The organism is Pseudomonas sp. 22526 (assembly GCF_052044735.1).
GTDB lineage: Bacteria > Pseudomonadota > Gammaproteobacteria > Pseudomonadales > Pseudomonadaceae > Aquipseudomonas > Aquipseudomonas piscium.
Genome location: NZ_JBQENK010000001.1, coordinates 198,830 through 213,036, shown reverse-complemented (window position 1 = coordinate 213,036; position 14,207 = coordinate 198,830). Strand labels below are relative to the sequence as shown.

13 protein-coding genes and 1 pseudogene are annotated in these 14,207 nt (G+C 59.2%); 13 read left to right on the top strand and 1 reads right to left on the bottom strand.

Translation table 11 applies throughout. The features are described from left to right. Nucleotides 1-85: 85 nt before the first annotated feature. The 12 genes and pseudogenes from sctW to ACTJKT_RS00905 form a co-directional block, all read left to right on the top strand. Nucleotides 86-1,195 (top strand): type III secretion system gatekeeper subunit SctW, encoded by a 1,110-nt coding sequence (gene sctW, locus ACTJKT_RS00960; protein WP_440785818.1) that lies wholly within the window; start codon nt 86-88, stop codon nt 1,193-1,195. Continuing rightward, nucleotides 1,192-3,318: a type III secretion system export apparatus subunit SctV gene (gene sctV, locus ACTJKT_RS00955; protein WP_440785817.1), complete on the top strand. Its 2,127-nt coding sequence runs from the start codon at nt 1,192-1,194 to the stop codon at nt 3,316-3,318. The genes sctW and sctV overlap by 4 nt, the downstream gene beginning before the upstream one ends. Continuing rightward, the gene (locus tag ACTJKT_RS00950) at nt 3,296-4,231 is read left to right on the top strand and encodes an FHA domain-containing protein (RefSeq protein ID WP_440785816.1); all 936 of its coding nucleotides are present in this window, start codon (nt 3,296-3,298) and stop codon (nt 4,229-4,231) included. The genes sctV and ACTJKT_RS00950 overlap by 23 nt, the downstream gene beginning before the upstream one ends. Continuing rightward, on the top strand, nt 4,231-5,586 hold the full coding sequence (locus ACTJKT_RS00945; RefSeq protein WP_440785815.1) for a FliI/YscN family ATPase: 1,356 nt from the start codon (nt 4,231-4,233) through the stop codon (nt 5,584-5,586). The genes ACTJKT_RS00950 and ACTJKT_RS00945 overlap by 1 nt, the downstream gene beginning before the upstream one ends. Further along, nucleotides 5,573-6,037: a type III secretion protein gene (locus tag ACTJKT_RS00940; protein WP_440785814.1), complete on the top strand. Its 465-nt coding sequence runs from the start codon at nt 5,573-5,575 to the stop codon at nt 6,035-6,037. The genes ACTJKT_RS00945 and ACTJKT_RS00940 overlap by 14 nt, the downstream gene beginning before the upstream one ends. A 110-nt stretch (nt 6,038-6,147) precedes the next feature. Continuing rightward, nucleotides 6,148-6,585 (top strand): type III secretion system HrpP C-terminal domain-containing protein, encoded by a 438-nt coding sequence (locus ACTJKT_RS00935; RefSeq protein WP_440785813.1) that lies wholly within the window; start codon nt 6,148-6,150, stop codon nt 6,583-6,585. A 1-nt stretch (nt 6,586) separates the two neighbouring features. Beyond that, entirely contained in the window at nt 6,587-7,639 is a 1,053-nt protein-coding gene (gene sctQ / locus ACTJKT_RS00930; RefSeq protein WP_440785812.1) for a type III secretion system cytoplasmic ring protein SctQ, read from the top strand. Then, nucleotides 7,636-8,289 (top strand): type III secretion system export apparatus subunit SctR, encoded by a 654-nt coding sequence (gene sctR / locus ACTJKT_RS00925; RefSeq protein ID WP_440785811.1) that lies wholly within the window; start codon nt 7,636-7,638, stop codon nt 8,287-8,289. The genes sctQ and sctR overlap by 4 nt, the downstream gene beginning before the upstream one ends. A gap of 7 nt (nt 8,290-8,296) precedes the next feature. After that, entirely contained in the window at nt 8,297-8,557 is a 261-nt protein-coding gene (gene sctS / locus ACTJKT_RS00920; RefSeq protein ID WP_440785810.1) for a type III secretion system export apparatus subunit SctS, read from the top strand. A 1-nt stretch (nt 8,558) separates the two neighbouring features. Next, complete coding sequence (sctT, locus tag ACTJKT_RS00915; RefSeq protein ID WP_440785809.1) at nt 8,559-9,365, top strand: type III secretion system export apparatus subunit SctT; 807 nt, start codon at nt 8,559-8,561, stop codon at nt 9,363-9,365. 49 nt (nt 9,366-9,414) lie between these two features. Beyond that, nucleotides 9,415-10,506 carry a type III secretion system export apparatus subunit SctU gene (sctU, locus tag ACTJKT_RS00910; RefSeq protein ID WP_440785808.1) on the top strand — a complete coding sequence of 364 codons (1,092 nt, stop codon included), beginning with the start codon at nt 9,415-9,417 and terminating at the stop codon, nt 10,504-10,506. Nucleotides 10,507-11,612: 1,106 nt separating this feature from the next. After that, nucleotides 11,613-11,824: pseudogene (locus ACTJKT_RS00905) on the top strand (IS3 family transposase); the annotation flags it as partial. Here ACTJKT_RS00905 and ACTJKT_RS00900 read toward each other — a convergent pair. Continuing rightward, nucleotides 11,786-12,793, bottom strand: a complete 1,008-nt coding sequence (locus ACTJKT_RS00900; RefSeq protein WP_440785807.1) for a DNA-binding protein — start codon at nt 12,791-12,793, stop codon at nt 11,786-11,788. The pseudogene ACTJKT_RS00905 and the gene ACTJKT_RS00900 sit on opposite strands and share 39 nt — an antisense overlap. A gap of 78 nt (nt 12,794-12,871) precedes the next feature. On the opposite strand from ACTJKT_RS00900, the gene ACTJKT_RS00895 reads away from it, so the two are divergent. Continuing rightward, nucleotides 12,872-14,053 (top strand): site-specific integrase, encoded by a 1,182-nt coding sequence (locus ACTJKT_RS00895; protein ID WP_440785806.1) that lies wholly within the window; start codon nt 12,872-12,874, stop codon nt 14,051-14,053. Nucleotides 14,054-14,207: the final 154 nt, after the last annotated feature.

Below are 14,207 nucleotides of genomic sequence, written 5' to 3'. Positions count from 1 at the left end.
ATTCTCGGTCTGCCATCGGCCATGGAACCAGAGGCGCCAAAACGCCACTCAGAGAGTATCTGTAATGGGGTGGATAGTGCGCTAGATGAAAATCAATAACTACAATGATGTCCTGCCTCTGGATCCACTACCTCGCCCGATGTTAGGTGCGGAAAGCGCCTCGACCAGGATGAAAAACCCGCTGATCGACTCCATGGAAGAGGTGGCGCTAAAGTTCAGCGAAAGCATCGAACGTCACAGCAAGAGCCTGGATCAACGCAGCATCAAAGACGCCAGTCGCGGCCAGAGGCTGGAGAGGATCGAGAAGCTCGCCGAGTTGTATCGCTTACTTGATCCTACCGACCAGCCAAGCTTGGAACAGCAAGCGCGACGCATGCAGAGGCATCTGCAACAACAGCCATCATTGCAGGCGGCGATGACCTTGGCCGACCAAGACCCGGCGCGTGCCGACATCCTGCTACAACAGACCTTACACCTATCCCAGAGCGAGGGCCGGAAAACCGACGCTGACACCACCCAGCAACTGATCGACGAGTTGCGCCAGGTACACGGTGATAAGGTTCAGGCCGGCTTCAACACCGCCAGCGCCATAGCCCTGTTCAGCCGCGACCCGCGGCAACGCGCGGCGATGCGCCAGCTGTACTACAAAACCATCGTCGGCCAGGAGCCCCTGAGCAGCGTGCTGGAAGCGTTACTTGAGCGCTTCAGCGACGAGCAGCTCACCCGCGGACTGCGTACCCTGCAACGGGCCTTGGCGGACGATATCGCCGCCCTCTCCCCCTCGCTATCCTGCGGTGTACTCGGTTCGATGCTAAGCAGCCTGGGTTCATGCGGGCAACTTAACAACCTCCTAAAAACCTGCCAGACGCTAATTGGGCGCCTGAGACTGCAAGATCACCAGGATAGTATGACGCCCTTGATTATGAGCAAGCGGGTGTTGCGCTTCTGTGCCAACGGCTTCTTCGCCCGCGACCTGACCCTGCTCGCCGAAGATACCGTGGGCAACACGCCGTGCCTGCACCCACTGTTTCTAAACGGCCTGTATCCGCTATTGCAGAACTTGCCGCTTGTGCTTTGGAAAGACCTCAAGACTCGGCAGAACGGCCTGCGTTTGTTGCAGAACCTGATGGATGAAATGGCCCGTCAGGAACGCCAGACACTCGGGTTGGCAGACCCGGGCCTAAACCGCCGATGAAAGGCCTGATCCACAGCCTCAATCGATTGGCCATCACAGTGATGCGTCGCACTGAGATCGTCGGCGCGATGATGGTTATGGCCATCGTCTTCGTGATGATCCTGCCGCTGCCCACCACCTTGGTAGATGTGCTGATCGCCCTGAACATCTGCATTTCCACGCTGCTGATCGTACTTGCCATGCACCTTCCGGGGCCGCTGGCGTTCTCCACTTTTCCGGCGGTGTTACTGCTGACCACCATGTTCCGTCTGTCGCTGTCAATCGCCACCACACGGCTGATCCTCCTGCAACATGATGCCGGGCATATAGTCGAGGCCTTTGGCAGCTTTGTGGTCGGTGGCAACCTCGCGGTCGGCCTGGTCCTCTTTCTGATCCTCACTGTCGTTAACTTCCTGGTTATCACCAAGGGCTCGGAACGGGTGGCCGAAGTGGCCGCGCGCTTCACTCTGGACGCCATGCCCGGCAAGCAGATGTCTATTGATAGTGACCTGCGGGCCAACCTGATCAACGTCCGCGAGGCGCGCCAGCGCCGTGAGCAGTTGACCAAGGAAAGCCAGTTGTTCGGGGCCATGGACGGAGCCATGAAATTTGTCAAGGGTGACGCCATCGCTGGACTGGTGATCGTATTTATCAACCTGATCGGCGGCTTTTCCATCGGCGTACTGCAGAATGACATGGAGGCGGCCGACGCTATGCTCCTATATTCGGTGCTTACCATTGGTGACGGGCTGATCGCGCAGATCCCGGCGCTGCTGATCTCGCTGACCGCAGGCATGATAATCACCCGGGTCGCCCCCGACAGCCAGGCAGACGAAGCCAGCATTGGCCACGAGATTGCAGAGCAACTGACCAGCCAACCAAAGGCCTGGGTGTTCTCATCCATCGGCATGCTCGGCTTCGCCGCAATTCCCGGAATGCCCACACTTGTGTTCATCAGCATCAGCATGATCTGTCTGTTCTGCGGGCTGATTCAATTGTGGCGGATCCGCCAGAAGCAATTGTTGCGCGACGACGTTGCTGCCGCTCGCAGCAGCGCACCCGAGCTCAACGGCCATGAGGATATCCGCCGCTTCAACCCGTCCCGTGCCTACCTGCTGCGGTTCCATTCCGAGCACAAGGGCAGCATGGCCCTTGAGCAGTTGTTACATGGCATCCGTCAACGGCGTAACACCCTGGTCCATCAGTTCGGCCTGACCCTTCCGCCCTTCGAACTGGAATTCAGCGAGCATTGCGCACCGGATGAGTTCTGCTTCTGTGTTTACGAAGTACCACTGGTCCGCGCCACTTTCAGTGCAACACGCATGGCGGTGCACATGCGCCAGGCCGGCGACGTGCACGATGGCGAACTCGGTCGCCCCGAGCGCGAGGAAAGCCAGTGGGTATGGTTTGAGGCCGGGCATTCAATATTGAGTTCGGGCCTTGCGAACGCAGTCAGCGCCGAGGAATTGATCTTCGAACGCATGATCCGAGCCTTCCAGGCGTCCGGCCCGCAGTTCATCGGACTGCAGGAAAGCAAGGCAATCCTCGGCTGGCTGGAAAGCGAGCAGCCCGAGCTGGCTCAGGAATTGCTGCGCATCCTGCCACTGGCGCGTTTTGCAGCAGTGTTGCAACGGTTATCGGCGGAGCTGGTATCGCTGCGTTCGGTGAGACCGATCGCCGAAACCCTGATCGAGCGGAGCCAGCACGAGCGCGACCTGAATGTCCTCACCGACTACGTGCGCATCACCCTCAAGGCACAAATCTGCCATCAGCACGCCGAACAGGGAGTGCTGAACGCCTGGCTGGTCACTCCGGAAACCGAAGTGCTGTTACGTGATGCCCTGCGCCAAAGCCAGAATGAAACCTACTTCGCGCTCAATCCGGAAGTCAGCAACACCCTGCTGGAACAGCTGCACGACGCCTTCCCCTTGCGGGCCAAACCGGCACCGGTGCTGTTGGTGGCCCAAGACCTGCGCAGCCCGCTTCACAGTCTGCTCAACAATGAATTCAACCATGTTCCGGTGCTGTCCTTCGCCGAGTTGTTGTCGTCGGTGCAAGTGCAAGTTCTGGGGCGAATCGATTTGGAAGAGGTAGGTCACGCTGGCATGATGGAGCCCATTGATGAAACCCCAGATGATGTATGAACTGCGCGTGCTTACTGGCCTGCACCGGGGGGCGGCGTTGCCATTGACCGGTGGCGAGTGGAGCATCGGCTCCTCCAGCGGAGCCGACCTGGCGCTATACGACCCCGGCATCAAGGACCGCCACTGTCTGCTGCAACTGGTGGATGACACTTGGTCTCTGGCCCGCCAGGAAGGGCCTGTGATCGACAGCGAGGGACACAAGGTCGATGCTATCGCCTCTCTGCAACCTGGTACGCCCTTCGCCCTTAGCGGCGTATGGCTGTCGGTGGTCAGCGCCAATACCGAATGGCCAGAGGATGAAGATGAACAGCCGCAACCGGAGGAGACCGAATCGATAGGGCAAGAGCTGAGTGCACGGTGCGACGAAGCTCAGTTGAAGCAGGTGATCGCGCAATCACGCTCGCTGCTAGCCCCAATCCTATTACTCAGTGCTGCGGGGCTGTTTCTCAGTGCGGTGTTCCTGGGTCTGAACCCCGAGGAGCCGGTGCCGCCGCCCCCGACTACGCCGAGCCGCATCCAGCTCAAGGACGCCGCCGCCGTCTATAAGGTGCTGGAGCGTATGCTCAAGGAGCGTGAGCTGCAAGCGCGGATTAGTATCGCCGACGAAAAGGGCAAAATCTTCCTGAAGGGGCGCTTCGACGAAGACGATCTATTGCAATCCACCGAGCGCATGCTGCTGCGGTTCGAGCAACAGTACAAAAGCCCACTGCAGGTGCTCAGCGATCTGCCGGAGGCCACACCACTGCTGCCTTTCAGCATCATACAGATCAGCAACGCACGACTGCCCAACGTGCTTACCAGCGACGGCCGTCGCCTGTTCCTTGGCGATGAAGTCCTGGGGGTACGCCTGGTGGATATCAGCGACCATCAATTAGTGTTCGAAGGTGATCGGCGCATCGAGGTGAGCTGGTGATGCAAAGCGCCCTCGATCGCCTGGAACAGTGGCGAGAGCAACAGCACTCTCGTCTGGACGCTTACACCCCAGTGCATATCCATGGGCGCATTGTCGGGGTTAACGGCATTCTCCTGCAAAGCCGCATGCCTAAAGCTCGGATCGGTGATCTGTGCCATATCCTGCGAGCCGACAGCAGCGAAGTCATGGCCGAGATCGTCGGTTTCGACCGCCAGAACACTCTGCTGGCCGCCTTGGGGCCATTGGATGGCATCGCTATCGGCGCTCGGGTTACGCCCTTATTCCAGCCCCACAGCTTGCTGGTCAGCGAAGAATTGCTAGGAACAGTGCTTGACGGTTTTGGTCGCGCCCTCAGTGGTAAAGGGCCGGAAGCCTTCGCACCAGCATGTGTCCAAGGCGCCTTGCCGGTGATTTGCGACGCTCCAATGGCCACCGACCGCCAGCGTATTGAGGCACCACTGGTCACGGGGCTGCGTTCCATCGACGGCTTACTGACCCTCGGCGAAGGCCAGCGTGTGGGTATCTTTGCCGGTGCCGGATGCGGTAAGACTACCCTGCTTGCTGAACTGGCGCGCAACACTCCATGCCAGGCCATTGTCTTCGGTTTGATCGGTGAACGGGGCCGCGAGCTGCGGGAGTTTCTTGACCATGAACTGGACGACGAACTGCGCAGCCGCACGGTGCTGGTCTGTGCGACCTCGGACCGCAGTAGCATGGAGCGGGCCCGTGCAGCTTTTACCGCCACGGCGATTGCCGAGGGCTTTCGCCAGCAGGGAAGATCGACGCTGCTAATCATTGATTCCCTGACCCGCTTCGCCCGGGCCCAGCGCGAAATCGGCCTGGCCAGTGGCGAGCCGGCCGGACGAGGTGGGTTACCACCTTCAGTATACAGTCTGCTACCACGCCTGGTGGAGCGCGCCGGCCGCACCAACTACGGCGTAATCACCGCACTGTACTCGGTGCTGATCGAACAGGACTCGATGAACGACCCGGTGGCCGACGAAGTGCGATCGCTGCTGGACGGCCACATCGTGCTCTCGCGCCGTCTCGCTGAGCGCGGCCATTACCCGGCGGTGGACATCCTCGCCAGCCTCAGCCGGACCATGAGCAACGTGATTGGAACCGAACAGCTACAAGGTGCCACACAGTTACGCCGACTGATGGCGGCTTACCAACAAGTAGAGATGCTTCTCAAGCTTGGTGAGTATCAGCCGGGCAACGACCCTCTGACCGATTGCGCCGTGAACTCACGGGCACGGATTGATGCTTTTTTGCAGCAATCGTTACGTGACCCAGTGTCGCTCGACGAAACCCTGGACCATCTCTTACAGGTAACCGCCAATGTCCCATTCTGATGCCGACTCACTGGTTCCGGCCAACGATCCATTACTCAGTGAACTGCCTCCAGCCCTAGAGTTACTGGCCCCGATCCGCCGGCATCGCCTGACTATCGCCGAACGGGCCTGGCAACGTCAGCATGCGGTGCTCAAGGCGTTGCGCACCCGCCTGGCGCAGATGGCCGGCGAGTTGCAGCAGCTACGCGAGAGCCATCACAGGACACGCTTGGAACAAGGTGTATTGCACGCCAACCGCCGCCTTTCGCTCAGTGAAATGAACAAATGGCTGGCCAGCGAGCAACAGGCGCTACGCCATATCGAGCGCTTCGAACAGAGCTACAAGACGTTGCACGCAGAGTACTGCCGTCAACAGAACTGGACCGATGACAGCCAGAAGCAACTTCGTCGTCGCCAGCGCGACATGGAAAAGCTCGACTACTTGCGCGACCTGTCGCGGGGCGTCTCATGACCCCGGGCGCAACTCGGCACAAAGCACCGCTCCCACCGCCGGAACTCGCTAGGGTACGTCAGGAGTCGCAGACCAGCGCCTGGCTGGTTCGCCACGAGTGTCCCAGGGACTTGAGTGATGAAACTCGCGATGAAAGCGACTACTTCGAACAGTTGCTAGCGCCTCTCGATACCCTTGGGCAAACCAACGTGGCGAATTTCAGCGGCGAAGGCTTCAGTAATTCGCACTCGCAGGGCCAGGAACAACCGGGGATTGTGTTGCTTCCAAGTCCTCAGACCAGCGTCATGTGGGAAGCCGTGCTAGCTAGCTTGGAAGAACAGTTTAGAGCTCTGGATAAAGACCCGGTGGAAGCCCAGATAGAACTACCAAACCTCGGGCAGATTGCGGTTCGCATAGTGCAACGCGGCGACGCGCTGGAAGTTGCTCTGCGCTTCAATCAGGACGACGCTTGGCAGCACTGCACAGCCCATCAGTTGACTAGCACCGCCTGGTTGAGCCAGCAATTGGGGTGCCCAGTACGCCTGACCCTGTTACACGAGGTGCACTAACATGGCCGTGCAAGCCCTGCGTCTGCGTATTCTGCCCACGGCTGAAGCAAAGGTTCGTGAACGCCTGGGTGCTGGCGTATACCTGCGGCTCGCGCGACCGCAAGCAGTCACTCTCAGACTACGTCTGGCCCCGACCACTTTCACTCAAGCGCCGGCCACCACGCTGGAAACTTCATGCGGCCTGCTATGGTTGGACGACGCCCAGGTTTTGCTGAGCCGGCTGTCCGAATGCCCGGCGATCCTCGCCGAGCCGTTGACGGAAAACGAAGACAATACCTGGTACTGGCCTCTGTATAACCGCCACTTGGCTCCAGAGCTGCAGGCCCTGATCAGTCCCTTACGCGTGGTCAACGCGCAACCTGGCCTTGGCCTCGACTGCCTGCTGGAATTGCACAATGACCAAGAGCAGTACAGCGTCAGCCGCTTACGCCTTGCAGCAGACACCCTGTTGCATCTTTTGGAACAGGGCCCTTGGCACCCCCTCACCAATCGCCTCGACTGGCCGTTGCGCCTAGCGCTGGTGCTGGGCCACTGCCCGCTGAGCGTCGAGCAGTTGGAGTCGTTACGCCTAGGTGATGTATTGCTGATCGATCAAGCGCTGTTTAGCGCCGCTGGCCAAGGCTATCTGGACGTCGGCGCGTGCAGGCTGCATCTGCAACAGGCCACAGCGGATGCGCTGCGGTTCACCCTCACCGAACTGGAAGATCTGCCCATGAATGCCTCTTTTGATCATCTCACCCTCAGTGACAGTGATCACCTTGCCCAGACAGAGCTGCCGTCCCTTCCTTCCAGTGTCGATGATTTACCCACTGATTCCCCTTCCCCGGAGCGTTTCGACGACCTGCCCTTGGCCCTGACACTGCGCGCCGGCACCCTGAGCCTGAGTCTCGGCCAGTTGCGCCGCCTGACAGTGGGGTCGGTGCTTAGCTTCAGCGGCTGCATTCCGGGGCAGGCCATGCTCTGCCAAGGCGAACGCATCCTGGCGCTGGGTGATCTGGTTAACATCGACGGTCGTCTAGGCCTGCAGATCACTCGCCTGGATGCTCGACAGTGAACTTGCAAGGCGTCGACCCGCTCACTCTCGCACTGTTTCTTGGGGCGCTGTCGCTGGTGCCCCTGCTGATGATGATCTGCACCGCATTTCTGAAGATATCCATGGTGTTACTGATTACACGCAACGCCATCGGCGTGCAGCAGGCGCCACCGAATATGGCGCTTTACGGCATCGCCCTGGCCGCCACACTGTTCATTATGGCACCGGTGTTCAGCGACATGAGCCAGCGCTTCAAGCAATTGCCCCAGCACATGAATGACTTCACCGCCCTGCAAAATGGCGCCGCCCAGGTGGTGGAGCCATTGCGGTTATTCATGGCGCGCAACGTGGACCCAGACATTCATACTCATCTTCTGGAAAACACTCAGCGTATGTGGCCCCCGGAAATGTCGGCCCAAGCCAGCCGTGACGACTTGCTGTTGATCGTGCCAGCCTTCGTGCTCTCGGAATTGCAGGCAGGGTTCCAGATCGGCTTTTTGATCTACGTGCCCTTTATCGTTATCGACCTGATCGTTTCCAACATCCTGCTGGCCTTGGGCATGCAGATGGTGGCGCCCATGACCATTTCCTTGCCGCTGAAGATCCTCCTGTTCGTGCTGGTGGATGGCTGGACCCGCCTGCTGGATGGGCTGTTCTACAGCTATCTGTGAGGTCACCGTGGATACCTTGACACTGTTCAAACACGCAATGTTACTGGTGGTGGTGCTGTCCGCTCCACCGCTACTTGTCGCGGTGATCGTCGGTGTGCTGACCTCCCTGCTTCAAGCGGTGATGCAGTTGCAAGACCAGACGCTGCCGTTCGCCATCAAGCTAGTGGCGGTGGGCATTTCCTTGGCACTTACCGGACGCTGGATCGGTATCGAGTTGATCCAGTTGACCAACCTGGCTTTCAGCATGATCGCGCAGACGAGGGCATGAGATGTTCCATGCCATCTTCGTCGAGCTGTCCGAATCCATCATCGCCCTGACCATCGGTATGGCGCGTCTCTACCCTTGCCTGTTCCTGATCCCGGCTTTCGCCTTTCGGGAGATCAAGGGCATGTTGCGTCACTCTATTGTCCTGGTCCTGGCCTTGATGCCAATGCCGGGGATCCGCGCCAGCCTCGCCGGCCGTGACCTGGGTTGGCTCGACCTGGGTGGATTGGTGCTTAAGGAAAGCTTGATCGGCCTGCTTCTGGGGCTTCTGATGGCCATGCCGTTCTGGATGTTCGAGTCCGTTGGCTGCCTGTTCGACAACCAGCGCGGTGCGCTGATTGGAGGACAGATCAACCCGGCCTTGGGAGACAACACCTCGGAGTTGGGGCACATGTTCAAGCAGATCCTGATCCTGCTGCTAATTCTCGGCGGCGGCTATGCAAGCCTGACCCAGGTAGTCTGGGATAGTTACGCCATCTGGCCAGCTAGCCAGTGGCTGCCGATACCTACTGCCGATGGCCTGGACCTGTACCTCACGCTGCTGGCCAGCACCTTTCGATTCATGGTGCTGTATGCCGCGCCGTTGGTGGGACTTTTGTTGCTGATCGAATTCGGCATGGCGGTTCTCAGCCTGTACAGCCCGCAGTTGCAGGTCTCCACACTGGCTATGCCGGCCAAGAGTCTGGTGGGGCTGGGATTTTTGTTGCTGTATCTGCCGATGCTGTGCTGGCTGGGCAACAACCAGCTGGGGCAACTCGCCGATCTTAAACACGTTCTGCCTCTGCTGTTGCAACCGGTGAACAGCTCCTGATGTCCCGCCGTGTTCTCTGCCCTCTACTCGATCGATTCAAGGCCCGCCCATGAGCGAAAAAAACCAAGAACCAACGCAGAAAAAGCTCGCCGACGCGCGTAAAAAAGGCCAGGTCGGACAGAGTCAGGATGTGCCCAAACTGCTGATTTTCGCCGCGCTGCTGGAACTGATCCTTGGCCTAGCCGAAGGCGGTATCGACAAGCTCAAGGCGCTGATGAGCTTGCCCCTGCGACAGCTGGGCAGACCCTTCGATGCTGGGCTTGGTGAAGTATTGACCAAGGCCGGAGGGGAACTGCTGCTGTTCATGTTCCCGGTGCTGGGCATCGCCGTGGCGATGCGCCTAATCGGCGGTTGGGGGCAGTTTGGTTTGTTGTTTGCCCCAGAGGTGCTGAAACTAGACCTAGAGCGGATAAACCCGCTGAATCAGTTCAAGCAAATGTTTTCCTCGCGCCAACTGTTCAATCTGTTCAATAGCGTATGCAAGGCAGTGCTTATTTCTGCGGCGTTATATTTGGTGCTGCCACCAGCCCTAGACGATCTGATCGGCCTGGCCAGCACCGACCTGGACAATTACTTGCGCGGAATGATCGCCCTCTTCACCCGCTTGGCGCGCATCTGCCTAGGAATGCTGTTGGTGCTGGCGATCATCGACTTCGCTTTACAGAAATACTTCTTCATCAAGGGCCAACGCATGAGCCATGAGGATGTGCGCAAAGAGTTCAAGCAAATGGAGGGCGACCCACACATGAAGTCCCATCGTAAATCGCTGGCCCGGGAATTGACCCAGCAACCAGACAGCGCCACCTCCGCCCGGGCACCGGTGGAAGATGCCGATCTGCTACTGGTCAACCCGACCCATTACGCGGTGGCGCTGTTCTACCGACCACAACTCACCCCGCTGCCACGAGTCATCTGTAAAGGTCACGAGGCCGGGGCCCAGGAACTGATCGACCGCGCACGTAAGAGCGGCGTGCCGGTGATCCGTTTCGTTTGGCTGACGCGGACTCTGTACCGCAGCCAGGTCGGGCACTTTATCCCGCGCGAGACTCTGCAAGCAGTGGCTCAGGTCTATCGCTTGTTGAGGGAACTGGATGTGCATGCCCACCCGGAGATGATCGAGATGCCCAGTACACGGTACTGAATTCGGCGTTGGACGAACCCAACCGTGTGGCCTGCCAATCAGGGTAAAGGAGTCTTGAGCCTCCAGGAGAGCTGGTCCTTGTTGATGATCAGAGCGCAACCTCTAGATACCCTGCTGGCGGTCCAGCTGGATGTAAACGGGGGATCGGACTTCCAGGGTTTGAAAGCATCGGTCGTGGGCAATTGCTGCACAGCTCGAGCCAGTCTGGCCAGAGCTATCAGGTCCAGCACAGCCAAACGGGGGTTTTAGGGAGCATTACGTTCAGACAATCTGGTTTCTCGACTGTGACCTCGGTCTACTGGTTTATGAACTTCCCAGTGCAATACTACTTGGCTTGGGTGACTTGCTAGTAGCACTGGAGTTGTTACTTGGCATTCATGTTGACCTCAGGGATCGATTTTTCCTCGTCCAGAACCATGCTCACAGCGTTGAGTTCTAAATCGTTTGAATGAGGGAGGGGGGGGGTAAATATAAAACAACTCGAGTTTGGATGCTCTGATAGAGGTCGACTGAAGTGCAAAAAATTAAGTTAGTTTGGCTGTATTGCATTTCTAGACCTGTGAGCAAGCTGCTCACAGGAGGTATTAGGTGCCGTTTCCGATGTTAGTAGCTACAGAGCGCTTATACACGCCATAGTGAAGTAGTAGTGCGCTCATGTTGTAAAGGCTGGTGGAAAGACGCCCCATTCATAGGGCTTGACATGTTCAAACCAACGGCAGTCTTGTCCTTCATGTTGCTACCGAAATCAACTAGGTTATTATTCTGACCTAGATCTTTAACCATATTGTTAGGTCCCGTCATGTCTGATTTGGGGGTGAAAATGGAGCTCAAGGCATTACCAACTATTGGGAGAATGGTCGTAGCAAGCATAGTAAGCAAAGAAAGCATAGGTAATCTCTCTAGATTCATCGTTGAGGCAGCGAATTCTGTCTCACTTCTGTTAAGTGGCGAGGCGAGGGGATTAGTTCCACAAAACTCAATACGCAGATGTAAAAACTTCCACCTTGGCAACCGCAAAAAAACACCACCTTTTCGCAAAAAAAGACATGGTAATCCCTCTGAAAGAAGTGCTCGTCGGAAGTAGAATTTTCTCCTAACCGGATCAAGGAAATATGGACGCATCGCTGATGGTTCGGTTGCGCGAACTGGAGGACGAGAACCGGCGCCTCAAAAAAATTTACACCGAAGAGCGCCTCAAAGCCGAAATCATCCAGGAAGCCATGGCAAAAAAGCGGTGAAGCCGTCGCGGCGACGAGAGATCGCGCAGGAAGCGGTTCGTTCAGATCGGCGCAGATTTACGCTGGCGGCGCACGCGTTCGGTCGGCGCCGGATTGCCAGCAGCGCTCATCTGCTGGCTCAGAGTCTCCGCCCGCGCCTGCGCCGCTGCAGCCTGCTCGCGGGCATTGGCCAGTGCCTCCTGGACGACCTGCAGCTGCAGCTGCAGGCTGTGCGCATGTTCGTGGCTGGCGACGCCAGCCTCGCGCGCCTGTTGCAGTTGGCTAAGCAGCGCCTCCGTCTGAGTCTGCGCCGTGGCGCGTTGTTCACGTGTTTCCGCCAGGGCCGCCTGAGCGGTTTGCAACGCGCATTGCGCGGCGTGTGATTGTCCGTTGGCTTCCTTGAGCTGGGCGCTCAGGGCTTTACCCTCCTCACGGGCGCGATCGATCTCGCGATAGGCCCGGTCCTCAACATCGCGGGTGTAGCGCTGCTGAGCCTCACGCGTCTGTTCGGCTAGCTGGCGGCTGTCCTGCAGTTGCTGGCGGGCCTCCACTAGCTGCTGGCGCGCTTCATCGCGCTGACCGAGCAATTCCTCGCGCTGCTCCCGCAAGTCGTCGATCTGCCATTGGCGCTGAGCCAACAGTTGCTCCAGATCGGCCAGGCGGGTCTCGACCACCTGCCGTGCGACCAGCGCTTCGGCGGTCTGCTTACGGGCACGTGACGCGTCCTGACGGACCTGATCCTCAACGATCGTCAATTGCTCGCGCTCGCCCGCCAGGACCTGGCGCTGACTCTCCAAGGATTGCTCGACCACGCCCTCAGCTAGGGTGGTCGCCTTCTGCCATACCGCGACAAAGGCCTGCGCCACTTCCGCCGGCAGTCCGGGTAGGCGCGTTTCACCGCGCAAGCGCCCGGCCAGTTGCTCCCACCATTGGTCGAGCAAGGCACCGACCCGCGCCGGACTGCCGCGACCCAGTTCGAGGCGCACCCGTTCCACCGTCGGCCGCTCGCCACGGGCCAGCACCGCGTCTGCCGCGGCAAACACGTCGTTTTCCGGTACGCCTACCGCCATGTCCAGCCCTCCGCTATATTAGGTCTGATAATGAAAGATTATCCGACCTTATTTGGCCGATATTGGAATTATAATACGTTGAATGTAATAGATATTACAGATCAGTTGCCACTGGTCGACGAAATACCCCTGGATCCACATGCCCTGGCCCTTAACGCCCAAGAGGCTGCAGCGGCGTTTATCGCTGCCGGCACCGCCGCCAACACTGTGCGCAGCTACCGCAGCGCCCTCGCCTACTGGTCGGCCTGGCTGCAACTGCGCTACGGCCAGACACTGGGTGATGCTGCATTGCCGCCGACCGTGGCGGTGCAGTTCGTCGTCGACCACCTGGCCCGTCCACTGGCGGACGGCAACTGGACCCACCTGCTGCCGCCGTCGGTCGACGCTGCGCTGGTGGCGGCACGGGTCAAGGCCAAGCCCGGGCCATTGGCGTACAACACCGTCAGCCACCGCCTGGCGGTGCTCGGCAAATGGCATCGGCTCAACGGCTGGGATAGTCCGACCGAAGCTCCAGCACTGAAGACCCTGCTGCGTGACGCGCGCAAAGCGCAATCGCGCCAAGGAATAACCGTGCGCAAGAAGACCGCGGTGGTGGTCGAGCCGCTGCAAGCACTGCTGGCCACCTGTAGCGACGGCGTGCGGGGCGTACGTGACCGCGCCCTGCTCCTACTGGCCTGGAGTGGCGGCGGTCGACGGCGTTCTGAGGTGGTAGGGTTGCAGATCGGCGATGTACGGAGACTGGATGCCGACACCTGGTTGTACGCCTTGGGGGCGACCAAGACCGACACCGGCGGCATACGCCGCGAGAAGCCGCTACGCGGGCCGGCGGCCCAGGCACTAACCGCCTGGCTGACAGTCGCGCCCGCCGACGAAGGACCGCTGTTCCGGCGGCTGCACAAGGGTGGCAAGGTGGGCGCCACGGGACTTTCGGCTGACCAGGTCGCACGCATCGTTCAGCGGCGGGCCCAGCTCGCAGGTCTTGAGGGGGATTGGGCAGCGCACAGCTTGAGGTCAGGCTTTGTCACCGAGGCCGGTCGCCAGGGCGTGCCACTGGGCGAGGTCATGGCCATGACCGAGCACCGCAGCGTCACCACGGTAATGGGATATTTTCAGGCCGGCGCGCTGCTGAGCAGCCGAGCGACCGACTTGCTGCCCAGCTCAACGGTACCTGCAACTTTAGGTGAGCCAAGTAACGAAAACCGCGAGAAAAGCCCGCAAGTTGTAGAGACCGGCTCCACCGACACGCCGCGAGTTAATTAATCAGCGCCAATGGGTAGCAAGAGACCCTCTCGGGCGCACTGAACTGCATTGGGACTGACCCTGAGTCAGTCACTCCCCCTCTTGGCACTTCTCAAGATCAAGCGAGAACTTTTGTTGAAGCGCTTCGAAAAAGCACATAATCAGAACGCCGCGA